This is a genomic window from Klebsiella sp. Q2, from assembly GCF_009900705.1.
Classification (GTDB): domain Bacteria; phylum Pseudomonadota; class Gammaproteobacteria; order Enterobacterales; family Enterobacteriaceae; genus Klebsiella; species Klebsiella quasipneumoniae.
The window spans coordinates 421,475-442,959 of record NZ_JAAABE010000001.1 but is presented as its reverse complement, the minus strand read 5'-3'; the positions used below and the strand labels follow the sequence as shown (position 1 = coordinate 442,959).

The following is a 21,485-nucleotide window of genomic DNA, read 5'->3' as shown; positions in this document are numbered from 1 at the left end:
AAAAAAGCCCCGTCGGGTGCGTTGGAAACACCCGGAACAAGGGGCTTTCAACGGTACAATGCGGAGTTGCGCGGCACGCAAGACCATTGAAAGCCATAACTAATTACCCATCTGTGGACATTATGTGGACGTTTCACACATCAGCGCTACCTCTCAGCGGGTTAAGCGAGATCGCGTCCTGAAGATATTCCGGTGCAAAGTGAGCGTAGGCCATAGTTTGCTCAATTCGCGCATGTCCTAAGATCCTCTGTAATGTAATTATGCTCCCCCCATTAATCATAAAATGCGTCGCGAAACTGTGGCGTAGTGCATGCGTCGCCTGGCCGGTCGGAAGATCAGGTTTTACCTCCCTGAGTATCTGCCTGAAGTCAGAATAAGACGCCTTACCAAATAACAACCCTCGCTTACCATCCGCTATGAGTTTTGCCACTTCCGCTGAAACTGGAACAGTCCGCTGCTTGTTACTCTTGGTTTTAACGAACGTCACACGATTCTGTATGATGTGTTCCGCCTTGAGTCGAGCCGCTTCGCCCCAGCGAGCACCAGTACTTAAACACAGAATAGCTATCTTCTTGTTGTCGCCATCCAGTTTAAAGAGCAAGTGCTTGATTTCGTCCTCTGTCAGATAGCCAGTTTCTGGGACTTCTTCTTTCAACTTCTTCCGCCCTCTGATCGGATGTTCACCCGAAAACAACTCGGCCTCGATAAGCGCTGTGAACATACCACTGATACTGTTGAGATCGCGGTTAATGGTGGAAGCTTTAATACCCTGGCTTCTTCTTGCCGCGTAATACTGACTAATCAGCGCTTTCGTAATCTGAAAAGCACAAGGATCGTCTGTAATCCTGCAAAACACGTCTAACTTGTTGCGGTTTATCCGACCGTGCTCCTCATGCTTGCCTTTCAAATTCCACCAAAGCTGTATCAGTTCAGACAGATGCCGCTTATCCGTCGGTTTTGATAACCATTCTTTGGTGTGATGGTTGAACTGGGTATGCTTCTCGAAAGCTACCGCTTCACTTTTCTTATCAAACTTCCTGCGGATACGCTTTCCATTGCGACCAGCAGGCCTGATGTCCACTTCATATCGACCATCATCGAGTTTCTTAATAGTCATAAGAAAACCCTCCGATGGGTGCGTTTGCCTTTAGGCCTTAACGCGTTGCAATTATGTGATGAATACTTTTCGACCAATAATAGACATTTGAAATGTATGTAAGCCTGGTTAATTGTTAACCAGTCTTTTGGTCTGAGTGCTGCGAGGTTGTTAAGTCTTGCCCAAAGTGTGCGAGGGCCGGTGCGATTTGACCGGATTCAGGGGACACCTGATCGGTCATAAACCAAAGAGCGTATTTACAGAATCGGGGGTGTTGGAGAATTTTCATCGCTATGTCGGTAGGCGGTATGGTCCTTCCGCTTTCATAATATGTGAGTGAGCTGTAAGGAACTCCTGTAATTTCAGCAAATTGCTTTCTGTTAAGTCTCTCGGACTCGCGAATCAACGCAAGCTTCTCACTAATAGCTGTTGACATGTTATCAAGATCCTCTAATATCTTCGGTATTCTCTACTGTTGTTCGATATTCTCTAAAAACACTAAGGCACATTAGAGAACATTGAAGCCCATTGGTTAGATCTAGATAAGAGGTTATCAGATGAACAAAAAAATTGTCAGTAGCAGCGATGCCATCCCGTATCAGGAGTTTGCGAAAATCATTGGTAAAACTCCGGCAGCCGTAAGAGGAATGATCGAGAAAGGGAAGTTACCTGTAATCGAGATGACCGATCCCCAGTCAACTTCTGGGCGTGCGGGCGAGTACTGGGTTTACCTTCCAGCCTGGAACAACGGCATGAAACTGGCCTACGAAAGTCGCCCAAAGGAGATCAGGGAAGGGTGGTTGATGTGGCTTGGTCTCGGTGAGCCAGGTCGATAGCCGGTTTCAGGAGAGGAAATATGAAGAACGGTAGCCGCGGATCAGTATCACAGCTCAATAGCAAAACCAGCCTCTACTGTGGTTTTACTATTCTGAAACTCCCACGCAAAAAACCGTACAGCCGCCAGCGCTATCAAATTACGCACACAGGCCATTATTACGGCATCGACTTTGCTTTATCAGAAGCATGTCGAACGATTGACAGAATCATGAGTAAAAAGCACTTCATTGCTTTTTAATCTCTGGGGGCGAAAATGAAACTCGAATATGCAGAAAAAATTAACTCGCTTTTACAATGCTTCCATTTCAATAAAGAGTTTCTGGAATGGAATCATGATTACTCTCTCCAGCTTTTACGCCACGGCGTATCCCACCTCTATCATTTCGCGATGCTTCAAGGCGAGAATGATGAATGCACTCTTGAAGAACTCCGCAACATCATTATTTCCGTCACCGATGGTGATATCCCTAAACCATACGACCTGCTATCTCTGGACGCTGAGCAACTGAAGAAGGCTATGAAGTTTGTTCAACCGCAGGAGGTAACCGTAGAGGTTACACCGGAGATCCTGGAACACCTGAAACTGGGAGCTAGAGCCTCCTGGCGGCTGGAGCCCCCTCGCTTTAACTGATCATCGGAGTACGCCATGTTCACCGAAGAAAAAACATCTTGGGAACAGGAAATGCTGATTCGAGAAGCAGTGGAAAGTGCCGAGCAGGGGTTCACTGTACATCTAAAAAATGGTGCTCGTATCACCATTAGTTCAAAAAGCCCGTCTAAAGATTTAATAATTTACGGGCTCGAAAAAGCAATTCGCGGTAATCACGATCGCGCGCGAATGACCTTTATTGATTTCATGTATTACTGGCATGAAAGGATATTCAAGCAGATTAAAAGAGAATCGCGCTAAAACAATTGATTAACCCGCTTCAAAAATAACGGCATTTACTTTGCCGGGGATACGTTTTGCCTTTTTCAGGAGGTTGCATGTCGGTTACGTCAATAAAGCCGGGAGGCGGAATAAGCGATCCAGAGTTTATGGGAATCAGCACCAATGCGCGCAAAGGCGAGCGCGCCCACTTACTCGGATTGCTGCGCATCCGTATGGGCCTGCTGAAAGAGCAAGGCCTTACCCCCGAAGAGATTTATTCAGCACTTGAGCAGTGGATAGCCAACCACGAAACAATCACCAGCGAGGGCAGTAAACCATGAATCACGTAATGATCGATTTGATTAACGTTAGTAAGAAACCGTCATCACCTCTGTGTGCCATTGAAGCTGTGTTTTTTGAACCCTCAACAGGGCAGATCGGAAAGGTTTTTTATTCTTCGATAGACATTCGTAAATCTGAAAGCTTGAAGGGCCGTATCAGCATTAGTACGGCATTCGATTGGATGAAAAAAGACTCTCACTGGCGCGCCGAAGTAATGAGCGCAACCGAAGCTGAAGAAGATGCACTTTGCAGCCTTGCTGCTTTCATCGCCGACAATACCTGTCCCCGGAACGCGGCGTTATTAGTATGGTTCAAAGATGCCCCGGAAAAACTGGTTTCACTTCGTTATGCCGTGGATCGCTTAGAGGTGTCAGGCATTTTCCCTGAAGGCACAAAATACCGCTGCATTCGTTCACTTCTCGACCTTGCTGCTGCCACAGACTATGCGCCTCATGCGAGAAGCGCCCTGGCTCGTTACACGCTCACTGACGCGCGATATCAAGCGGAGCAAGTCTGCGAAATCTGGCAGCGCTTGACCTCTCCACACATTGGATCGCTATGAGGGCTGCCATGCATTCGCATCTGTCTGTTGTTTGTAACGCGCCGTTGCCGGTTTGTAAGAGGGCGCTTGCCGCCCTGAATTGCTTTGCTCGTGGACAGCGTAATTACACCCGAGTCAAGCCACACGCCTATCTCGTGATCCGCATTGGCCTCCGTTGGCGTTTGCTCAGCAAAAACGGTGGTAAGCAGTGGCGACTGATGACCCATGAAACCTATAACCAGGAATGCCGCAAATGATTAAGTCACCTCTTAAGTGGGCTGGCGGTAAAACCCGCGTGTTGCCGGAGCTGCTGAAGCACTTACCTAAAGCCGATTGCTTGATTGAGCCCTTTGTAGGCAGTGGCACAGTCTTTATGAATACGGAATACCGCCGCTATGTGCTTTGTGACAGCAATCGCGCATTGATCAATTTCTTCCTCGCGCTCAGGGAAGACCCTGAAAGATTGATACTGATCGCCAGGAACGTATTCAGAAATGGCAATAACGAAGATAGCTATTACGAAGAGCGCAAGTTGTTCAACCACCTGTCGTGGGATGACGAGTGTGCAGATGATTACGTTGTACGGTGGGCTGCATCATTTTTATACCTGAACCGCCACTGCTTTAACGGGCTTTATCGCACCAACAGGGATGGCGGTTTCAATGTTCCATTTGGCAGCTATAAGGCGCCTTATTTTCCAGAAGCAGAAATGCGCCTATTTGCCGAAAAGGCGCGGGATACTCACGCGCTCTTTCTTTGTAATGATTTTCGTACTTCCATTCCGTACGTCGCCAGGAATCGCCTGGACTCCGTGATTTACTGCGATCCACCGTACATCCCGACTAGCAAAACAGCCAATTTTACCGCTTACGGCAAGCCATTTACCCTGGACGATCACCGCGCTTTGGTTACGGCGCTACTGGACGTTAATCGCCAGCATGGAACGCGCTCGGTCATCTCAAATAGCGACACACCAGAAACACGCCAGATCTACTCCGCTTTCAATCTCCACGCCTTCAGAGTTCGACGTTCCGTTAGCGCCAAAACCCGCGATATGGCCGGTGAAGTGATTGGCGTTCTTCGCGTGTGTGGTGGTTGCGGTCGTTCTGGTGGTGGAGGTTGCCCGGACTGTGGGGCGGTAATGGGCGATGCGACACATGCCGAAATGTTTGGCGCGCCGGCTTGTTGTGGCGTTGACCTGGCAAAATAAGATAACGACGGTGAGCTATGCCTGACTCCACATCCCTGGCATGGAGCTGGAATGCCAGAAAGCAGCCAGTAAACCCTTATGCTGTTGATGTGCCTGCACGGAAACCCTCTGCGCTGGCCGTCTGGATTGCGCTTTATGAGCAGGATAAAAGCGATCAACGCGAGCAGGCTGAAGCAATGAGTCGTGCAGCAGAAGAGTACCTCTTTTCTGTTGCACATTGCGATCCCTGGCACTATGACGAATTGAATGATGCGCTGATTGAGAAGGCTAAGCGACATGCAGAACTCCATCGTGTTGATCCTCTTACCCTGATTCGTGATGACGTCGCCAGCTTGCCTGGTTTCCTGCGCAAGCCGCTGGAAACAAGGATTAAGTATTTGGAAAAATCAGAAGATCCGCGCCATTTGCCTACCTATCTGAATGAGGTCATTACTCCCTCATTAGTGAGAATTGACAAGGTCCGTGCTAACCAGGCGTCGCTGTCATTCCAGGCCATGGCTGGCAGGGATAGCCTTGATCAACTCCTTCGACTTGCTGAACTGAATCAGCGGGAGGTTAAGCGGCTTTCAACGCTGGTCGCAACGCACATTGATATGATTTTTATCCAGCTTTGCGGTGAGATGCTGACCGAGGAATTAGCTTCTCCCATCGTAATACTGGAGCTCTATCGTCGTGTGGCGGCCGAAGTGTCACGCCTTGATGTTATCCCGCCGGGTTATGAAGCGCTCCGCAGCAAACATAATCGCCGCAACCCGATTAATTACGAGCTGATACCGGGCGCGCTTGCCCGTATGCGTTGTGCTGACTGGTGGCAACGTAAGCTGTGGCAACTCCGCAACGAATGGCGGGAAGAGTTACTTCGGGCTGCGTGCCTTGTTCATCGGCACGCATCACCTTATGTCAGCCATGACATCCTGTTGCAGAAGCGGGAACAACGCCGTAAGGCGATGGATTTTTTCCGCAACCATGATCTGATTAACGAAGATGGCGACACGCTCAGCATGGAGGATGTGGTGCTTGCAAGTGCCAGCAATCCGGCGCACCGTCGTAATGAGATGATGGCTTGTGTCAAGGGCCTGGAATTGATAGCTGAAATGCGTGGCGACTGCGCCATGTTCTATACCATCACCTGTCCGTCTAAGTACCACGCCACACTGATGAACGGGAAGCCTAACCCTACATGGGATCACTCGACAGTTAGGAAAAGCAGCGACTATCTGGTTGATACGTTTGCGGCATTCCGTAAGGCAATGCACAAAAAAGAGCTGCGCTGGTACGGCGTCCGCGTAGCCGAACCACATCACGATGGCACTGTGCACTGGCATTTATTGTGTTTTATGCGCAAAAAACATCGACGTGCAATCACAGAGCTGCTGCGTCGTTTCGCTATCCGAGAAGATCGCGCCGAACTTGGCAATAACACTGGCGCTCGTTTCAAGTCAAAGCTGATAGACCCGCGAAAGGGGACTCCGGCCAGCTATATTGCAAAGTACGTCAGTAAAAACATCGATGGGCGTGGGCTGGGTGACACCGTCAGCAAGGAGACGGGTAAATCACTACGTGATAGTGCCGAGCACGTCACTGCGTGGGCATCGTTGCACCGTGTTCAACAATTTCGTTTTTTTGGGATTCCAGGCCGCCAGGCGTACCGCGAGTTACGATTGTTCGCATCGCAGGCAACTCGTGCAATGAAAACCAGCAAACCGGGCGCTCCGGTACTTATGGATCCAAAACTGGACGCTGTGCTCGCTGCTGCTGATGTTGGCTGTTTTGCCACTTACATCATGAAGCAGGGCGGTGTACTTGTTCCCCGCAAAAATTACCTCATTCATACCGCCTACGAGCCGACAGTCGAACCAGGAACCTATGGCGATCACGGGATTCGTATTTATGGCATTTGGTCGCCAATCACCGGTAAGGAAAACAAAATATGCACGCATGTCCATACCTGGAAGATGGTGAAAAAGGCTCCCGCTAACCCAGGCGCTGAAAGCGCCGCCCAGGGCGACCCCGTCGCCCCTTGGACTCGTGTCAATAACTGTCCCGAGGTTAAAAAACGAACAAATCAGCATCCCGGTTCACCGCCATTAATGACAGTGCCAGATGAGCGGGAAGAGCCTGAACAGTTCGAGATTGGTCAGTTAACACGCGAACAGCGAAAACAAGTGTTGGGAGGTATCCATACCCACAAACAGCAGCGGCATAAATCCCCCGCCGATGAGTTTGAGGCGCTGGCGTACAGCATTACCGTCGGCGACTGTACCGAATATGACACCCGCAGGGCAGAAAGCTATCTCAAGGCCGCCCAGGAAATTAGGCGGAGAGAGCAGGTTTTATCACCGGAAATCGCCGGACTGGCGGGCTTAGTTCAGTCATGGGCGAAAATGAAGAAGGTGCTGATCAGTAAACCGCAGACCTTACAGCTGGCACGCGGCAATGAAGTGACGGTGCTGGATACGGTATATCGCGCACATCCGGTTACTGGTGAGCTGTTAGTTACGGGGGTGGACATACACTGGCGAAAAACTCTAGCGAAGCACAAGGCGGACACTCTGATTAACCGTTGGCGTCAGGCGGCTAGGGAAGTGTGATTCACAAATCATACTGTGATTTTATATAGGATTACGCTTTCATGTTCGGATGATAAGTGCAATACTATTAAAATAGTCCGGAATGTGTTTTTATTTTTTTGTTGTATATCAGGAGGTTGTGATTCCCATGGGCGATTTAAGCGGCATTCAGTCTGATTTAGCCCAGCTGGTTAGGCTGGTGATAGCCGAACAATATGATGATGTTAGGTTGTATGTCGCTCGTTTAGTTCGTAAGTATCGTGACTCATCACCTGAATTGGCGGCTCAGCTTGATCAATACTTGCGTTCGAAACCTGCGAACAGCCACAACAGCTTGCGTAAGGCATCTAGCCCCACGCACACAGTTTCCCCACAGCCTTTGCCTGTGGATGATGAATCGCGATTAAGTCTACTGAAGACGCCAGTTCTGAAAGATGAACTTGAAAAACCTGTACTTTCGGAAAAAAATGAATCGGTATTAGACAGGCTCATACTCGAGCGCAAAAGTATCCAACGGTTAAACGACTTGGGATTGTCACCGACGCGATCTGCAATTTTCGTAGGTCCTCCAGGGGTGGGCAAAACTTTAACGGCAGCTTGGTTGGCAAAACAACTCAATGTGCCATTTTATATCCTTGATTTAACTGCTGTTATGAGTAGTTATCTTGGCAAAAGCGGTAATAATTTGCGAGCAGCATTAGATTACGCAAAGAAAAAACCATGCGTATTATTACTTGATGAAATTGATTCGATAGCTAAAAAACGTAGCGACGACTCTGACATTGGTGAACTCAAGAGACTAGTAACAGTCATCTTACAGGAAGTTGATGAATGGCCGACAAATTCTTTATTGTTGGCGGCCACAAATCACGAGGAGTTGATCGATCCTGCATTATGGCGCCGCTTCGATATGATAGTTAACTTCGAGAAACCAGATGCTGCAAGTATTTCTGATGCGTTAAGAAGGTTTTCAGGGCCTGATTTTGCAATGTTTTCACGCTGGGTTGATATTTTGACCTTAACGTTTAAAAATGAATCATTTAGCAACATTGAAAAAGAAGTAAATAAATTCCGTAGAGCAGTGGCATTAGGGATTGCATCTGATCAGGAATTAATTGAAGAGTTTATAAAAAGTAGGATTTCTCTATTGGAACGTACTGAGAAGCTGGAGGTGGCTTTAAGCCTCAGTAAAGAGACAAAGCTCTCACAGCATTCTATCTCAGATATTACCGGGGTTAGTCGAGATACTATCCGTAAACATCGTGCCTCTGAGGGCACAGTTGCATAAAAGGAACGGTAATGGCTACTAATTTTTTAATAGGTCGCGGTGAATTGCTGGCAAGTGCTGTTGTTGGCCCTCGACGCGGAATGGATAAATCAGAGGTTTACACTTTTGCTGAAGCAAAGCAGAGATTAATACCTCAAGTTGAACAAGCAACATCTGATTTGGATGATTTGCCAGCTGTTGCTTGCCCAAATGATTTTGCTGTAGCTACTTTAACACTTAACCCTAGTTATATTGCTCGTTCTTTTTTTCCGGATACTTTACTCCGGGAAAATAACCTGCAATCAATAGGAAGTAAGACTGTTAAAATTAAGCCTGACGGTTGGAAACGCAAAGCCGAAGTGACAGAGTTTCCAACTACCCAAATTTTTGTGGCGGGTAAACGCTCTTCTTTCAAAAATATAATTCCATGGGTACAGTCTTTAGACGATGGTAGTGACGAAGCGATAGACTTCGCACGAATTGAAATGTTTTCTGCTTATAAGCCAGAAGAAAGAATAGTCCCCTTTAGCAATAGGGAAGCCGGCGAGTTCTTCGAGGTTGGCATACATCTTTTACCGAGTAACAATAGTGACCTAGTTCAATCAGCGTTTATGGGTTATGCCGAAGATAATGGCATTACTCTTTACTCAGAGCTTTCTTTTACGGCGGGTAATCTTTGGTTTGTCCCCGTTCAGTGCGGTCAAGAAAAAATCGAGACTTTATCCTTATTTACATTTGTTAGGGTAATTCGCCCCGTACCTCCCCTGCGCGGTATTCGTCCAATACAAAGAGCCTCGGGTGTTAAAATTCAAACATTATTACCCAGCGATCCACCTGTAAGTGATTTAAGAGTAGCTATTTTAGATGGTGGTCTGCCTAAACAACACTCAATACAGAAATGGCTTAATTCATATCGAGTTATGGATGATGGTGCTTCGGATGATAGCGATGCGTTACAGCATGGCCTCGCAGTAACATCAGCGTTTCTTTTTGGCCCCTTAAAAGCCAGAACCATGGCCCCTCGACCATATTCTTATGTTGATCACTTGAGGGTTTTAGATGCCGACATCTGTAATGAACATCCTCTTGAACTTTATAGAACTCTAGGGTTGATTGAAGAGGTTCTTCTTTCTAGACAGTATCAATTCATTAACTTAAGTTTAGGGCCTAATTTGCCTATTGAGGATTCAGAAGTTCATGCATGGACTTCTGTGATCGATGATCTGCTCAGCGATGGTGAAACGCTGATGACAATCGCTGTAGGAAATAATGGTGAGATGGATAAAGAGTCTGGCAATGCTAGAATTCAAGTACCTGCTGACTCAGTGAATGGTCTTTCTATTGGTGCAGCCAATTCTACAGACTCTAACAAATGGGCGCGATCCTCATATAGTGCTATGGGGCCTGGAAGAAGCCCTGGAGTTATTAAACCTGACTTAGTTACTTTCGGTGGTGAAGAGCGTGAATATTTTCACGTTCTAACTGACGATACAAATCCAGTAATCGCACCTCAAATGGGTACAAGTTTTGCCGCTCCATATGCATTACGTACAGCGGTTGGAATCAAAGCTCTTTTAGGTGGAGATCTAACAACATTGGCGATCAAAGCGCTTATGATTCATTCATGTTCTCAAAAAGATTATTCTCATGCAGAAGTTGGTTGGGGAAAACTACCTGAAAATATTAATGATATAATTGTAAGTCCCAATGGAGTAGCCAGAATCGTGTATCAAGGAGAATTGAAACCTGGCAAATACCTGAGGGCAGCATTACCAATACCAGATGGCGGTCTTAATGGTATGGTGAACCTAACTGCAACCTTTTGTTTTTCAACTTCTGTTGATCCTCAGGATTCAGCATCTTACACAAAAGCAGGACTCGAAATATCGTTCCGACCTGATGAGAGTAAGAAAAAACAAGGTGCTCAGAATGCTGACACCAAAGGTTTTTTTGAACTAAAAAAATATGCCAATGAGCAGGAGCGTCGCTCTGATATGGGCAAGTGGGAGACAGTGCTACATGCATCAAAAAGTATGCGTGGCACTTCTCTAAATAAACCTGTATTCGATATTCATTATAATGCGAGGCAAGGCGGAGGGGCGATACAAGGTAATAAAGCTGAGAAAATTAAATATGCATTGATACTTACGATAACTGCAAATAAACATCCGGATCTGTATAACGATATATTACGAAGTTATAACCAGATCTTGGCACCCATTCAGCCTCAAGCAACTATACCTGTCAGAACTTGATTATCCATCAAAAAGCCTCATGTTTGAGGCTTTTTTATTAACACTGCACAGAGAGGGATTGGGTCGGTATTATCTGCGTCGTATCGGGTATTGGGTTGAGACACTAGAAAAGCCCCTGCCAGCGGGCTGCTGAGGGGCTCACGTGCAGTGTAGCCAGTTGTGGTCATGTTGGCCGTTCCTCGTCTTTTTCTTTCTTGCACAATAGTGCGCAGATTTGCACAATTTTTTTGATATACTTTTTCCTTTTTAGGCCCATGCAAGGTGCGGTCTGAGGCCGGTTTGGTATATGCACGAAAAATGGAAGGGTAGCTGCGCGCAGGTGACGGGGGGCAAGCCCCCGCAAACGGGTCAGGGTAGGGAAGGCGGAAGAATACGCAATTTCACGGGTTCTGAGTCACGGTGAGCGGTGATTTTAGGTAGAGGCATGCCTCTCGCGCAGGCAAAAAGCAGCGACGCGCAGAGGGGCGCTGATGCGGGATTCTTTAAGCAGTAAAGATGAGGCCAGCGAAAACGCTGGCCTGGTATAGATGGCTGATGTTGTTTAAAGAAACTGAATTTTTTTGGCGGTTATTTCTCAGGGGTAAGCAACGCATATGGGTTGAAACGGATCACCTCTTCTCCTAGCCACTCGTTGACCACCTTCAGAGCCTCCATTACTGGCGTCAGCTCGTTGATAGCGTAGACCCGTGCGGCCTTCTCGATATCCCCAAACGATCCATTTCCTGCTGGCATGGCGCCCATCAGCTGCGGTGGGATACGGTGCGCCGCGAGTATGTCGTCCCTGGTGGCGTTCTTAATGTTGATAAACTCATCTTTCGCCGTGATCTGTTGAAACGGCAGGATCTGAACGCCATCCTTGCCGCCTCCTGGCGCATGCAGCAGTACGTTTTTAAATGCCCCTTTCCCGCGAGCGCCGGTCAACGTTTCTTTGACTGTTTTCATGCTTTTATCGTCAATTTGTCCCGCGCCGATATAGACAATGCATCCCGCGTGGGAGCCGTTGTCGTAATACAGCTTGCGGAACATATCAGCGGAGTGTGACAAACTGGCCGCCAGCAGCGCTGCCATATATTCGGGCATGCCGTAGACCTCCTGATTAATGTCAGGATTTAGAACGTGACACACTGAACCCGGTTTAAACGAGTGTTCCTCTTTCCAGCGCCGGATGAACCAGTATTGATCGAGATCCGTACTCCCACGCCGGGTGTATTTCGCCAGTGAATGCCGGAAGGGAAGTAGCCCGCCCAGGCGATTGCGCGGTAGTTCAAGGTAGGCATTGCCAAACGTGAACCAGTCCAGCGCGAAGGCTGAGAAGGTTTGACGGTTGAGCAGCTTGTGCGGGATAAAACAGCCGGTGAGCACATTACGTTTGAAGTACAGGGCAGACTCATGCCAGGCGCTCTGGCGCGGAGCTTTAGCCAGCCCATAAAAATCTACCGGTGTTTCATAGTATCGCCCGTTATCTAGGCAATAGAGATTGTCCAGCAAATCGGCCATATCACGCACGGGATAAGGGCCATCAAAGCTGAACGCTGTCAACGCGGGATCGGCCTTCAGTGACTCCGCAATGTCAGAACCGGCGGTGCTGGCTATCGGCTTTTTACCGTATTTCTTTTTCACAGTTACCATCCCATTGCGAAACCACCGCCGCCACTTTCCTGGCCCAACGGTTCATTAATAATCGAAAGCATGGTTGCCCACGCCATATCACCATGGCTTACGCCGCGCGATCGGTCAGTTTCGTAAGTGATGAAACCGCCGGGCGTAACAACTTTGCGAACAGCGTTAAAGGCTCTGACCAGGCCCTGCTCGCTGCGGTCATATTCCCAGCGGCCGGCGCGGATGACCTGCAACATTTTGAGGACAAGGGCGCGCTTGGAAGAGAGGCTCATCTGGTAGCAAATAGCCGCCGGGAACCAGTTTTTAACAATCTGCCAGACCGCCTCCCCGACGCCTTGTCCGTCGATGGCGATGTGAGTGACGTTGTAGCGCTCGGCAGCCTCTTTGATGACCGCCGCCTGCTGCTCAAACTCCAGCCCTCGCAGTTGCTTCAATTCAACCGTGCGAAACCGACCGCCAGCCACAAGGGGAGGGACCGTCACGGACAGAGCACCGGCATCACCATTGCCGCTGCCGCCGTTGGCGTCGTAGCCCAGCCACACTTCACGTTGGCCCATAGGGCGACTGGCGAACGGTTTCCAGTCGGGCCAGTCGTCATACCCGTCAGCGCCGCACCCCAGTAACTGGCTAAGATTGAACGCGCTTTCGCCGTCTTTGACGAACTCGCACATGTACAGGTTTTCAAATTCATCAGGGCTGTTTTCGTCCCGGATTTCATCAATGTCGGTGTAGTCCCAGCCGTTATTGATAGCATCCTGAATAGTGACGATTTGCCGCCACGTTTTGTCCGGGTAAAGCACGCCGCTATGGGTTTTCTTCCAGGACACGTCAAAGTCAACGCGCTGCGCTTTAGGCCGTTTCGCATTCCATCGATCGCCGGTCCAGAACTGATAGGCTTCATGGCTTTCGCTGGATGGAGTAGAGAAGTAAGTACGCGTTAAGCCTTTAAGTGTTGCCATGGCGCCGGCGACCTTACGCAGGTTGATAAAGTTTCCTGTCCAGAAAAACTCATCAAATCGCAGGTGGCCGGTGTACGACTGCGCCGTCGCCGCCGACGTACCGAGAAAATGCAGCTCTGCGCCGTTTGACAGCGTGATTTGCTCGCCGCCTTTAAGTTCGACGTCCACCTCTTCAGCCGCTTTGCGGATGAAGTTGCGGAACTGTAGCGCCTGCTTTCGTGATGCTGACAGAAAGATTTGGTTGCGCTGGTAGTCGTGCTTAACGTCTGTTCTCAGTGCGCCCAGCAATGCCTCGCGGGCAAAGTACCAGGTAGCGCCAATCTGCCGTGATTTGAGGATCATCCGGTTACGCTGATCTCGTTGTTCGTACCAGCCGCGCTGATGCCATGCGAGAGAGTCGAGAATTTTTAAGCGCAACGCCTCGATCTGCTCCTCGGAGAAGTGGTTTTTCTTCTTGCGACGACTGGTTTTTTTTACGCCGCTGATAGTGGAGGCCTGCCCGGTATCCAGCTTTTTCAACTGCCGGGTTAACAGGTCAATCTCTTTGAAATCGCCACTGGTTTTATTGTCTTTCGCGCTCAACTGGCAGAGACGGGTATCAATGGATTGCGTCACCCGTTTGATGGGCGTTGTGTCATCCCATGCGTCGCGCTTTTTCCACGAATAAACCGTGTTTGAGTTGATACCCATGAGTCGCGAAATTTCGGCGGGCGGGTAACCCTGCCAGTAGAGCTGCTTTGCCCTCAATCGAATAAACGCATCCTGAATCATCACTTCCCCCTTTTGAGCAGGGAGATTACCTGCGCGCGATCCTCGCGGCTCGGGCTTTCAGGTCTGGCCGTTCTCCGACAACAAAACCGCGTGGCGCCGGGCTTTCAGGCTCTGCGATGATGCAGCGACTGACATTAATCAACAGGATAAAACGACATGGCCAGCACGACTAAACCCGCCCGCAAAAAGTTTCGCGTTGCGGTTTCCGGCGCTACCGTTGACGGGCGCGAGATCCAGCCGCAGCACCTCCGCGATGCGGCGGCGAGCTACAACCCGGCCGTTTACGGCGCCCGCGTGAACGTGGAGCACTATCTCTCCATGCTTCCTGACAGCAATTTTGGCGCCATGGGGGATGTTGTTGCTTTAAGCGCGGAGGATATCACCGAAGGGCCGCTGGCCGGTCGTACGGCGCTCTATGCCGAGATCGACGCTTCGGCACGAATGAAGCAGCTCACCGATGAAGGAAAAAAAATCTATTCCAGTATTGAGCTGCATCCGCAGTTTGCCCTTAACGGTAAGGCGTATGTGGTCGGCCTGGCGATGACGGACACCCCGGCAAGTCTGGGGACTGAGCGCCTTAAATTTGCCGCGCAGCAGCGCGCGCAGGTGATGGCCTTCAATAACCAGCAGATCGAGGCGCCGCTGTTCTCTGATGCGCTTGAAGCTGAAGTGATCGAATTGGCAGCTCATCGCAGCGAGGAGGGCGTCAACTGGTTCAACCGAGTGATGGGCATCCTTGGCAAAGGCCAGAAAACCGACGATCAGCGTTTCAGTCAGTTGCATCAGGTTGTTGAAGCCGTTGCTCAATCTCAGGCAGACCAGATTGACCGGTTCAGAGCCCTGGAACAGGAACGCCAACAGGATAAAGCCACCATTCAGCAACTGACCAGTGAACTTAACGAGCTGCGCGGTCAGCTTCAGCTCCAGCCCGCAGAAAATTACAGCGCACGACCGGCGGCAACCGGCAACAGCAGCGCGCAGCTTGCAGACTTCTAAGAGGTAACCATGGAAAACCAGACCCGCGAACTATTTGATAAGTACATTGTGCGCCAGGCACATCTGAACGGTGTCTCACCCTCAGCCGTTGCCAATCGTTTCAGCGTCGATCCGACTATCCAGCAAAAACTGGAACAGGCCGCCATGGAGTCGGATGACTTCATGAAGCTGGTTAACCACTTTGGGGTTAAAGAGCAGGAAGGGCAGAAAGTAAAAATTGGCAGTAAGGGACCGATGGCGAGCACCAATAACAGCTCGGACGGCACCAACCGCCGTAACCCTGCACCGAACCATAACAAAGAGCCGCAGAACTACCACTGCCGCAAAACCAACTATGACTATGCGCTTTCATATGCGGAGCTGGACGCGTGGGCCGGTCACCCTGAATTTCAGTCATTAATCAGTAATGCGATGGCTCGTCAGTTGGGGCTGGATCGCCAGATGATTGGCTTTAATGGCACGCATTACTCTGAAAACTCCGACCGCACGACCTACCCGTTATTGCAGGATTGCGGCGTTGGCTGGCTGCAAAAAATCCGCAATGAAGCGCCGCAGCGCATTATGCCGGGTATCACGCTGACTTCCCGTGATGAGAATAACGCGGTGATTGCGTCTGGCACATACGGCAATATTGACGCCGCCGTGCTTGATGCGCGCCACAGCCTTATGGATCCCTGGTTCCGCCGCGCTCCCGGCCTGGTGACTGTGCTCTCGTCCGATCTGCTGTTGAAAGTGAACCTGCCGAAAGTGAACGCGCTCAGCCAGACCAATCCGAATACCGAACTTCTGGCCGCGCAGCTCATTGTCAGCCAGGAAAAGATCGGCGGCCTGCCGACGGTCTTTGTCCCGGGCATTCCTGAAGACGTCGTGCTCATCACCAACCTGAAAAACCTCTCTGTGTATTACCAGAAAGGCTCCCTGCGTCGCTCTATCCGCGAAGAGCCGCACTACAACCGCGTGGCGACTTACCAGTCCAGCAATGATGACTATGTCATTGAAGAGTACGGCATGATTGCCATGATCGACGGCGTGACATTCGCCTGATAATCCCCATCACATGGCGGGCAGCAAGCCCGCCCAGGAGAATGAACCCATGCTGACACCGGCACAAAGACACTTTCAGAAGGTCATGGCAGAGAGGCGGGGCATCAGTGATGAGCGTGACGCGGAGACGCGCACCGCGCATGAGCAGATCCTCTTTCGCCTGCATATGCATAAATCTTCGCTAAGCCAAATCCAGTCCCGCCAGGCGAAGGCCGCTGTAAAGGCCAGCATCCTTCCTGAGTTTCAGGGATGGATTGACGGCACGATCGAGGGCGACAGCGGGCGCGCGGATCCGGTCATCACCACGCTGATGGTGTGGGCGGTGGACTGCTCCGACTATGCGCTGGCGCTGCGTATCGGGCGCTATGTCGTTAAGCATGGCCTGAGCATGCCGGATGACAACTATCGCCGCCCGGCACCCACGGTACTGGCCGAGGAAATCTGCAATCCCATTCTGAACCTCGCCACCACGGACGCCGGAGCCGATTTGTCAGGCTATATCCCCATGCTGGACGAGCTGGCCGAAATTGTGGCTGACAGTGATATGCCGGATGAGGTCCGCGCGAAGCTGTGCAAGGTGAGGGCGTTTTGCCGTCGCGACACGGAAGACGCGGAAACCAAAGGCGAAGCGCTGAAACTCTTCCGGGAAGCCATGAGCCTGAACCCGGGTGCCGGTGTGAAACGGGAGATCGCTTCTCTGGTCAGCGCTTTGAAAAAGGCGCCGCAGACCAGCGCGGCAAGTGGTGATGCGGAAGATGAGACTTCATCCAGCGATACAGCAGCAACCGAAACACCCGCAACACAAAAAGCAACACGAACGCGCAAGCAGACGAAAACGGCGGCCGGCACTCAAAAAGCCACCCGCAAAACGGCGGCAAAAAAGACAACGAAAACCGCCACAAAGTAAACGCCTGAGCGTAATGAACTGGCCCCGCGCCACAGGCGGCGCGCCCGGCGATCTGCCCGTGAAGCGGTCTTTTTACCGGACGCCCACCGCCTGACCTACCGGAGAAACGACGATGAGTTTTATCGCGCAGCGCCCCGTCAGACCTGCTGAAAGTGATGTGACAGACGTGGACGACGGCGGCGCACAGATTGCCATCGGCACTTTCTGGCCGACGGTAAAACTCCACGATCTGCGCCTGGCTGCCCGCATCGCCGGTGACATTACTACATCCCGATTAATGCATATGGCAACGGAGGCCGCGCTGCATGTCGCGGATCAATTGAAGGACTGGCGCAAGCAAAGGGAAGCGGAAGGTGCGGAATCTCTGGCCTCTGTGCTGCTGACTTCTGTCGGTGAACCTGTCGAGCAGATTAACGGCGAAAGCGCAAAAGTTTACCGCTTCCGGCGTGCGGTCTACTCCTTCACGCGCGCCAGTGTTCTGGAGGGTTACAGGGATGTTGGCACCACGCCAAAAGGTGACAAAGACGCCGAAGCCCTGGACAGGCAAATAGATGATCTCTGGCGGGACGGACGCTGGAGTATCGCTGACATTCGGGAAGAAGCCCGTATCTATGCGGAGCTGTTCTGATGAAAGTCAGGGCGTTGCAAAACGACACGGTTGATCAGCTCTGCTGGCGTCATTACGGCAAAACCGCAGGTGTCACGGAGAAGGTGCTCGAAGCCAATCCGGGACTGAGCAACCAGATATTTTTGAATGCCGGGCAGGAGATCGAAATGCCCGTGATAACCAGCGAGGTGGAACGGGTAACCGTCCAGTTATGGGAATGACTCTGGATCGTATTAACGAATATTTTGCGTTTGCAACATCCGCCCTGGTGACCGGCGTAGGCGTCATGACCGTCAGCGAAAAACTGGCGCTGGCTGGCCTTCTTCTGGGGATTGTTTCCGCCGTCCGGCTGGCGATTCACCGCCGCCGCATTGAGCAGGCCAGCCAGCGCCGTAACGATTTGATAGAGCAGATTCTCCGCCAGGCGCAAACCCGCAACCTGTCGGACCGCGAGCGGCAGTTGCTGGAGCAACTGCACGGAGACAAACCTGCATGAAGAACATCATCAAAAAATGTTCGATTGCGGTGATAGTGGCTCTGGGCATTTCGCTGGCGCCCGGGAGCGTCAGAACATCGAAAGAAGGGCAGCAGAAAATTGCAGGTTGGGAAGACTGCCGCAGCACGCCTTATTACTGCACGGCGGGGGTGTTGACGGTTGGCATTGGCTCCACGGGCGGCGTGGAAAACCGCGAATACAGCAACTAGGAAATAGCGCGGCGCTGGATCAACGATCTGCAACGGGCGGAGAACTGCATCAATAACAATTTCCATGGTGCCGACATGCCGCAACTCACCTTTGAGGCTATGACGGATGCGGCCCTGAATCTGGGCTGCACCGGGCTGATGTGGTTCACCGATAAAAACGGACGCAAGCAGAGGACCACGATCTGGAAGCATGCCCAGGCCAGACAATGGCCGCAGATGTGCAACAGGCTGACTGATTTCGTCAATGTGGGCGGTAAGCGCTCCGCCGGCCTGGTTAACCGGCGCAATGATTTTAAAGCCTGGTGCCTGCTGGGCCTGAGTACGCCGTCATGAGGGCGGGCAGTGTGATTGTGATGCTTGTCCTTCTGGCTGCTGTCTGGTGGCAGACCGACCAGCTGAGCGAGGCCCGGACCCGCAACAAGCTGCTGACCGAAACGGCGACCGGTTACGACCAGGTTATTCAGGAAGTGAAGGCGACCGCCATACAGACCCACAAATTACTGGCAGAGGTGAAAGTCCGTGAGCAACAGCGTAATGCAGAAGGGGAGCACCGACGTGAAGCAATGCAGGCCGCGTTCAATGGTGACGCGTGCGCTGTTACTCCTGTGCCTGACGCTGTCAGTCGCAGCCTGCAAAAACGCGCCGCCCGCGCCGGTCATTCAGCTGGTCCGTGAACCCGTCCCGGAGAGTCTGACCGAAGAGACACCACGCCCGGCGCTGGATAAGCCAGTGACCTGGGGCGCGGTGGCGATATTCAGCGACAGGCTGATGGATGCGCTTGATGCCTGCAATGCTGACAAAGCGGCGATCCGCCAGTGGGACAGCCTGCGCCAGAACACCCGAAAGGAGCCATAAATGCTGAAGATAAACACACTCCGCGCCGCCATAGAGAAAGCAAATACCTGGTGCCGGGCGAACCCGGAAGCCTGGACGGTGTTTGTTGAAGAGGGTGGCATTGAAACTACCGGTGAAACGCCGTCGTTCATGTATCGCTATTCTCTGGTGCTGTTCGTCATGAACTACGCAGGGAGCATTGACGACTTCACGCTGCCGCTGATGGCCTGGCTCTGGTTTAATCAGCCCGATCTGCTGCTGAACCCCGATAAAAACCAGCAGATTAAATTCACCACACTGATTAACAACGATGACACCGCCGATCTGATGTTTGAGTTGCCGGTGCGTCAGCGGGTACTGGTACAACTGGATGAAAACGGTGTGCCGTATGCCGAGCATTTGCCAGAGCCGCGCCCGCGCGTGCTGGCACCCCACGCCGCAGGCTGGGGGCTGGTATTTGAAGGCATGCTTCAGGAGGCCGGAGCGTGAGCGATCGCATGTTCAGCGAGCTGGATCAAGTCTTTCAGGACATCCTCGACGGCGTCAGCCCGGCGGGGCGCACCCGTACCGCGCGCAAAATTGGTCTGGCACTGCGTCGCAGTCAGCAGCGCCGTATCGCGTCACAGAAAAACCCGGACGGCAGCGGCTATGCCGTGCGCCGCCGTAAGGTTTACCGCACCCAGCAGGGGATCAAGTTCTTCTGGAATAACGAGGTGCGGGCGCTGAAAAACTGGCGCGGCGGGCGCGGTAAATATGGCCGGACAATCACGGGTTTTGACGAGAAGCGCCGGGATATCCGCACCTTCTACCGGGCCGATATCGAGCGGTATCTGGAAATCAAAACGCAATCAGCTACGCATTCAGAGACAAAAAAAGCACCGATGTTTACCCGCCTGCGCACCCTGCGTTTTATGAAGCTCAGGCCGGACGCGGGCGGCGTCACCGTAGGATTTGACGGCATCGCTGCGCGCATTGCCCGTATTCACCAGTACGGCCTCAAAGACGAGGTTGGTCCGGGCGCTTACGCGCAGTACCCGGCGCGTGAACTACTGGGCATAACTCCGGCAGACCTGAGCGCTACGGAAAACGCCGTTATCAGCAGTCTGGGCGGTGCGTCATGAATGCTGAGCTGATGCGCCTGCTGGAAAACATTCTGCGCCTGGGCGTCGTGGAACAAATCAGCGCCGACAAGAAAGCGGTGCGCGTTCGCTCCGGCAGGTTGCTGACCACCTGGATCCGCTGGAACGTCACCCGCGCAGGGGCATTCAGCATCTGGCTGCCGCCCTCGATAGGGGAGCAGGTCTGGATCGGTTGTCCGGGCGGCAACCCTGAAAACGCGTTTGTGATTGGCTCTGCATACAGCGCAGATAATCCGCCAACGGGCAGCAACCTGCTGGAAATCAGCATCACCGCACCGGATGGCGCGCGCCTGCATTACGACGCCGCCGCCGATGCCGGAGCACTGTCCGTGACCGGTATTAAAACCGCGCATATCCAGGCAGAGACCCGCGTCACGCTGGACACACCGGAGGTGGAATGCACGGAACACCTCAAAACGCGCACTTTCGAACTGACCCACGGCGGCACGATGGCCGGTGATGTGTTCCATTCCGGCGGCGTGTTGCAGTCAAACGGGATCACCGTACATGAACATAAACACGGTGGCGTGCAGTCTGGCGGGAGTACCACGGGAGGTCCGCAATGACAGCCAGTTATACCGGGATGAACCCGGAGGGCACCGGCGCGCTGACCGATCACGATCAGCTCTGGCAGTCCGTGACAAAAATCCTCACCACGCCAACAGGCTCCCGTGTGATGCGCCGGGACTTTGGCAGTGTGGTACCTGATTTACTCGATGCGCCACAGAACACCGTCACCCGCATGCAACTGATGGGCGCCACCGCTATTGCGCTGGCGCAGTGGGAGCCGCGGATCAGTCTGACCACCGTCAATGTGGTGTTTTCAGAAACAGGCGCGGTGACTGCTGAACTGACCGGCACTATCACGGAAACCATGACAGAAACCAGTAACACCATCAGGCTAAGGAGCTAGT

The 21,485-nt window shown here is 51.8% G+C and carries 25 protein-coding genes and 1 pseudogene; 22 read left to right on the top strand and 4 right to left on the bottom strand.

All coding sequences use genetic code 11. The features are described 5' to 3' along the window. Window positions 1–133: 133 nt before the first annotated feature. Window positions 134–1,117: a tyrosine-type recombinase/integrase gene (locus GT756_RS02330; protein ID WP_009486501.1), complete on the bottom strand. Its 984-nt coding sequence runs from the start codon at window positions 1,115–1,117 to the stop codon at window positions 134–136. Between the two features lie 115 nt (window positions 1,118–1,232). Then, window positions 1,233–1,532 carry a helix-turn-helix transcriptional regulator gene (locus GT756_RS02325; protein WP_009486500.1) on the bottom strand — a complete coding sequence of 100 codons (300 nt, stop codon included), beginning with the start codon at window positions 1,530–1,532 and terminating at the stop codon, window positions 1,233–1,235. A gap of 121 nt (window positions 1,533–1,653) precedes the next feature. Here GT756_RS02325 and GT756_RS02320 point away from each other — a divergent pair, with 121 nt between their 5' ends. From GT756_RS02320 to GT756_RS02275, 10 genes are all read left to right on the top strand, one after another. After that, complete coding sequence (locus GT756_RS02320) at window positions 1,654–1,932, top strand: regulatory phage cox family protein (protein ID WP_020316881.1); 279 nt, start codon at window positions 1,654–1,656, stop codon at window positions 1,930–1,932. 20 nt (window positions 1,933–1,952) lie between these two features. Beyond that, window positions 1,953–2,171, top strand: coding sequence for a hypothetical protein (locus GT756_RS02315; RefSeq protein ID WP_023328080.1), 219 nt, complete (start codon window positions 1,953–1,955; stop codon window positions 2,169–2,171). 15 nt (window positions 2,172–2,186) lie between these two features. Next, on the top strand, window positions 2,187–2,564 hold the full coding sequence (locus tag GT756_RS02310) for a hypothetical protein (protein ID WP_009486498.1): 378 nt from the start codon (window positions 2,187–2,189) through the stop codon (window positions 2,562–2,564). Between the two features lie 15 nt (window positions 2,565–2,579). Further along, window positions 2,580–2,843 carry a hypothetical protein gene (locus GT756_RS02305; protein WP_009486497.1) on the top strand — a complete coding sequence of 88 codons (264 nt, stop codon included), beginning with the start codon at window positions 2,580–2,582 and terminating at the stop codon, window positions 2,841–2,843. A gap of 77 nt (window positions 2,844–2,920) precedes the next feature. Continuing rightward, window positions 2,921–3,145 (top strand): hypothetical protein, encoded by a 225-nt coding sequence (locus tag GT756_RS02300; RefSeq protein WP_009486496.1) that lies wholly within the window; start codon window positions 2,921–2,923, stop codon window positions 3,143–3,145. An 8-nt stretch (window positions 3,146–3,153) separates the two neighbouring features. Further along, window positions 3,154–3,708: a 3'-5' exonuclease gene (locus GT756_RS02295; RefSeq protein WP_223385443.1), complete on the top strand. Its 555-nt coding sequence runs from the start codon at window positions 3,154–3,156 to the stop codon at window positions 3,706–3,708. A gap of 232 nt (window positions 3,709–3,940) precedes the next feature. Further along, a complete protein-coding gene (locus tag GT756_RS02290) occupies window positions 3,941–4,897 on the top strand; it encodes a Dam family site-specific DNA-(adenine-N6)-methyltransferase (protein ID WP_020316882.1) in 957 nt (318 codons plus the stop codon). A gap of 17 nt (window positions 4,898–4,914) precedes the next feature. Continuing rightward, a complete protein-coding gene (locus tag GT756_RS02285; protein ID WP_160124539.1) occupies window positions 4,915–7,488 on the top strand; it encodes a replication endonuclease in 2,574 nt (857 codons plus the stop codon). A 127-nt stretch (window positions 7,489–7,615) separates the two neighbouring features. Beyond that, window positions 7,616–8,755: an AAA family ATPase gene (locus GT756_RS02280; protein ID WP_004213102.1), complete on the top strand. Its 1,140-nt coding sequence runs from the start codon at window positions 7,616–7,618 to the stop codon at window positions 8,753–8,755. Window positions 8,756–8,766: 11 nt separating this feature from the next. Next, window positions 8,767–10,989: a S8 family peptidase gene (locus GT756_RS02275; protein WP_004213103.1), complete on the top strand. Its 2,223-nt coding sequence runs from the start codon at window positions 8,767–8,769 to the stop codon at window positions 10,987–10,989. A 567-nt stretch (window positions 10,990–11,556) separates the two neighbouring features. On the opposite strand, the gene GT756_RS02270 is transcribed toward GT756_RS02275, so the two are convergent. Further along, window positions 11,557–12,618 carry a phage portal protein gene (locus GT756_RS02270; protein WP_009486490.1) on the bottom strand — a complete coding sequence of 354 codons (1,062 nt, stop codon included), beginning with the start codon at window positions 12,616–12,618 and terminating at the stop codon, window positions 11,557–11,559. After that, on the bottom strand, window positions 12,612–14,339 hold the full coding sequence (locus GT756_RS02265) for a terminase family protein (protein WP_009486489.1): 1,728 nt from the start codon (window positions 14,337–14,339) through the stop codon (window positions 12,612–12,614). The genes GT756_RS02270 and GT756_RS02265 overlap by 7 nt, the downstream gene beginning before the upstream one ends. 156 nt (window positions 14,340–14,495) lie before the next feature. Here GT756_RS02265 and GT756_RS02260 point away from each other — a divergent pair, with 156 nt between their 5' ends. The 12 genes and pseudogenes from GT756_RS02260 (at window position 14,496) to GT756_RS02205 (ending at window position 21,484) form a co-directional block, all read left to right on the top strand. Beyond that, window positions 14,496–15,335 (top strand): GPO family capsid scaffolding protein, encoded by an 840-nt coding sequence (locus GT756_RS02260; protein ID WP_009486488.1) that lies wholly within the window; start codon window positions 14,496–14,498, stop codon window positions 15,333–15,335. A 9-nt stretch (window positions 15,336–15,344) separates the two neighbouring features. Further along, window positions 15,345–16,379: a phage major capsid protein, P2 family gene (locus tag GT756_RS02255; RefSeq protein ID WP_004213107.1), complete on the top strand. Its 1,035-nt coding sequence runs from the start codon at window positions 15,345–15,347 to the stop codon at window positions 16,377–16,379. A gap of 49 nt (window positions 16,380–16,428) precedes the next feature. Then, entirely contained in the window at window positions 16,429–17,286 is an 858-nt protein-coding gene (gene gpM, locus GT756_RS02250; protein WP_004215822.1) for a phage terminase small subunit, read from the top strand. A gap of 112 nt (window positions 17,287–17,398) precedes the next feature. After that, a complete protein-coding gene (locus GT756_RS02245) occupies window positions 17,399–17,914 on the top strand; it encodes a head completion/stabilization protein (protein WP_004213109.1) in 516 nt (171 codons plus the stop codon). After that, entirely contained in the window at window positions 17,914–18,114 is a 201-nt protein-coding gene (locus GT756_RS02240) for a tail protein X (protein ID WP_004131559.1), read from the top strand. The genes GT756_RS02245 and GT756_RS02240 overlap by 1 nt, the downstream gene beginning before the upstream one ends. Continuing rightward, window positions 18,105–18,389 carry a hypothetical protein gene (locus GT756_RS02235; protein WP_004215823.1) on the top strand — a complete coding sequence of 95 codons (285 nt, stop codon included), beginning with the start codon at window positions 18,105–18,107 and terminating at the stop codon, window positions 18,387–18,389. Before GT756_RS02240 ends, GT756_RS02235 begins: the two co-directional genes overlap by 10 nt. Beyond that, a pseudogene (locus GT756_RS02230) lies at window positions 18,386–18,931 on the top strand (lysozyme). Before GT756_RS02235 ends, GT756_RS02230 begins: the two are co-directional and overlap by 4 nt. A gap of 186 nt (window positions 18,932–19,117) precedes the next feature. Next, entirely contained in the window at window positions 19,118–19,453 is a 336-nt protein-coding gene (locus GT756_RS02225; RefSeq protein ID WP_157846642.1) for a peptidase, read from the top strand. After that, on the top strand, window positions 19,454–19,921 hold the full coding sequence (locus GT756_RS02220) for a phage tail protein (RefSeq protein ID WP_009486483.1): 468 nt from the start codon (window positions 19,454–19,456) through the stop codon (window positions 19,919–19,921). Next, complete coding sequence (locus GT756_RS02215) at window positions 19,918–20,553, top strand: phage virion morphogenesis protein (protein WP_020316957.1); 636 nt, start codon at window positions 19,918–19,920, stop codon at window positions 20,551–20,553. The genes GT756_RS02220 and GT756_RS02215 overlap by 4 nt, the downstream gene beginning before the upstream one ends. Then, window positions 20,550–21,137 carry a phage baseplate assembly protein V gene (locus tag GT756_RS02210; RefSeq protein ID WP_009486481.1) on the top strand — a complete coding sequence of 196 codons (588 nt, stop codon included), beginning with the start codon at window positions 20,550–20,552 and terminating at the stop codon, window positions 21,135–21,137. The genes GT756_RS02215 and GT756_RS02210 overlap by 4 nt, the downstream gene beginning before the upstream one ends. Next, the gene (locus GT756_RS02205; RefSeq protein ID WP_004131573.1) at window positions 21,134–21,484 is read left to right on the top strand and encodes a GPW/gp25 family protein; all 351 of its coding nucleotides are present in this window, start codon (window positions 21,134–21,136) and stop codon (window positions 21,482–21,484) included. Before GT756_RS02210 ends, GT756_RS02205 begins: the two co-directional genes overlap by 4 nt. Window position 21,485 lies beyond the last annotated feature (1 nt).

What these genes read in the sequence shown, in the direction of transcription:
- GT756_RS02270 (WP_009486490.1), bottom strand. Translation starts at nt 12,618, where the DNA reads ATGGTAACTGTGAAAAAGAAATACGGTAAAAAGCCGATAGCCAGCACC.
- GT756_RS02255 (WP_004213107.1), top strand. Translation starts at nt 15,345, where the DNA reads ATGGAAAACCAGACCCGCGAACTATTTGATAAGTACATTGTGCGCCAG.
- GT756_RS02320 (WP_020316881.1), top strand. Translation starts at nt 1,654, where the DNA reads ATGAACAAAAAAATTGTCAGTAGCAGCGATGCCATCCCGTATCAGGAG.
- GT756_RS02295 (WP_223385443.1), top strand. Translation starts at nt 3,154, where the DNA reads ATGATCGATTTGATTAACGTTAGTAAGAAACCGTCATCACCTCTGTGT.
- GT756_RS02310 (WP_009486498.1), top strand. Translation starts at nt 2,187, where the DNA reads ATGAAACTCGAATATGCAGAAAAAATTAACTCGCTTTTACAATGCTTC.
- GT756_RS02210 (WP_009486481.1), top strand. Translation starts at nt 20,550, where the DNA reads ATGAATGCTGAGCTGATGCGCCTGCTGGAAAACATTCTGCGCCTGGGC.
- GT756_RS02280 (WP_004213102.1), top strand. Translation starts at nt 7,616, where the DNA reads ATGGGCGATTTAAGCGGCATTCAGTCTGATTTAGCCCAGCTGGTTAGG.
- GT756_RS02325 (WP_009486500.1), bottom strand. Translation starts at nt 1,532, where the DNA reads ATGTCAACAGCTATTAGTGAGAAGCTTGCGTTGATTCGCGAGTCCGAG.
- GT756_RS02205 (WP_004131573.1), top strand. Translation starts at nt 21,134, where the DNA reads ATGACAGCCAGTTATACCGGGATGAACCCGGAGGGCACCGGCGCGCTG.
- GT756_RS02240 (WP_004131559.1), top strand. Translation starts at nt 17,914, where the DNA reads ATGAAAGTCAGGGCGTTGCAAAACGACACGGTTGATCAGCTCTGCTGG.
- GT756_RS02220 (WP_009486483.1), top strand. Translation starts at nt 19,454, where the DNA reads ATGCTGAAGATAAACACACTCCGCGCCGCCATAGAGAAAGCAAATACC.
- GT756_RS02235 (WP_004215823.1), top strand. Translation starts at nt 18,105, where the DNA reads ATGGGAATGACTCTGGATCGTATTAACGAATATTTTGCGTTTGCAACA.
- GT756_RS02275 (WP_004213103.1), top strand. Translation starts at nt 8,767, where the DNA reads ATGGCTACTAATTTTTTAATAGGTCGCGGTGAATTGCTGGCAAGTGCT.
- GT756_RS02315 (WP_023328080.1), top strand. Translation starts at nt 1,953, where the DNA reads ATGAAGAACGGTAGCCGCGGATCAGTATCACAGCTCAATAGCAAAACC.
- GT756_RS02285 (WP_160124539.1), top strand. Translation starts at nt 4,915, where the DNA reads ATGCCTGACTCCACATCCCTGGCATGGAGCTGGAATGCCAGAAAGCAG.
- GT756_RS02300 (WP_009486496.1), top strand. Translation starts at nt 2,921, where the DNA reads ATGTCGGTTACGTCAATAAAGCCGGGAGGCGGAATAAGCGATCCAGAG.
- gpM (WP_004215822.1), top strand. Translation starts at nt 16,429, where the DNA reads ATGCTGACACCGGCACAAAGACACTTTCAGAAGGTCATGGCAGAGAGG.
- GT756_RS02330 (WP_009486501.1), bottom strand. Translation starts at nt 1,117, where the DNA reads ATGACTATTAAGAAACTCGATGATGGTCGATATGAAGTGGACATCAGG.
- GT756_RS02290 (WP_020316882.1), top strand. Translation starts at nt 3,941, where the DNA reads ATGATTAAGTCACCTCTTAAGTGGGCTGGCGGTAAAACCCGCGTGTTG.
- GT756_RS02305 (WP_009486497.1), top strand. Translation starts at nt 2,580, where the DNA reads ATGTTCACCGAAGAAAAAACATCTTGGGAACAGGAAATGCTGATTCGA.
- GT756_RS02260 (WP_009486488.1), top strand. Translation starts at nt 14,496, where the DNA reads ATGGCCAGCACGACTAAACCCGCCCGCAAAAAGTTTCGCGTTGCGGTT.
- GT756_RS02265 (WP_009486489.1), bottom strand. Translation starts at nt 14,339, where the DNA reads ATGATTCAGGATGCGTTTATTCGATTGAGGGCAAAGCAGCTCTACTGG.
- GT756_RS02245 (WP_004213109.1), top strand. Translation starts at nt 17,399, where the DNA reads ATGAGTTTTATCGCGCAGCGCCCCGTCAGACCTGCTGAAAGTGATGTG.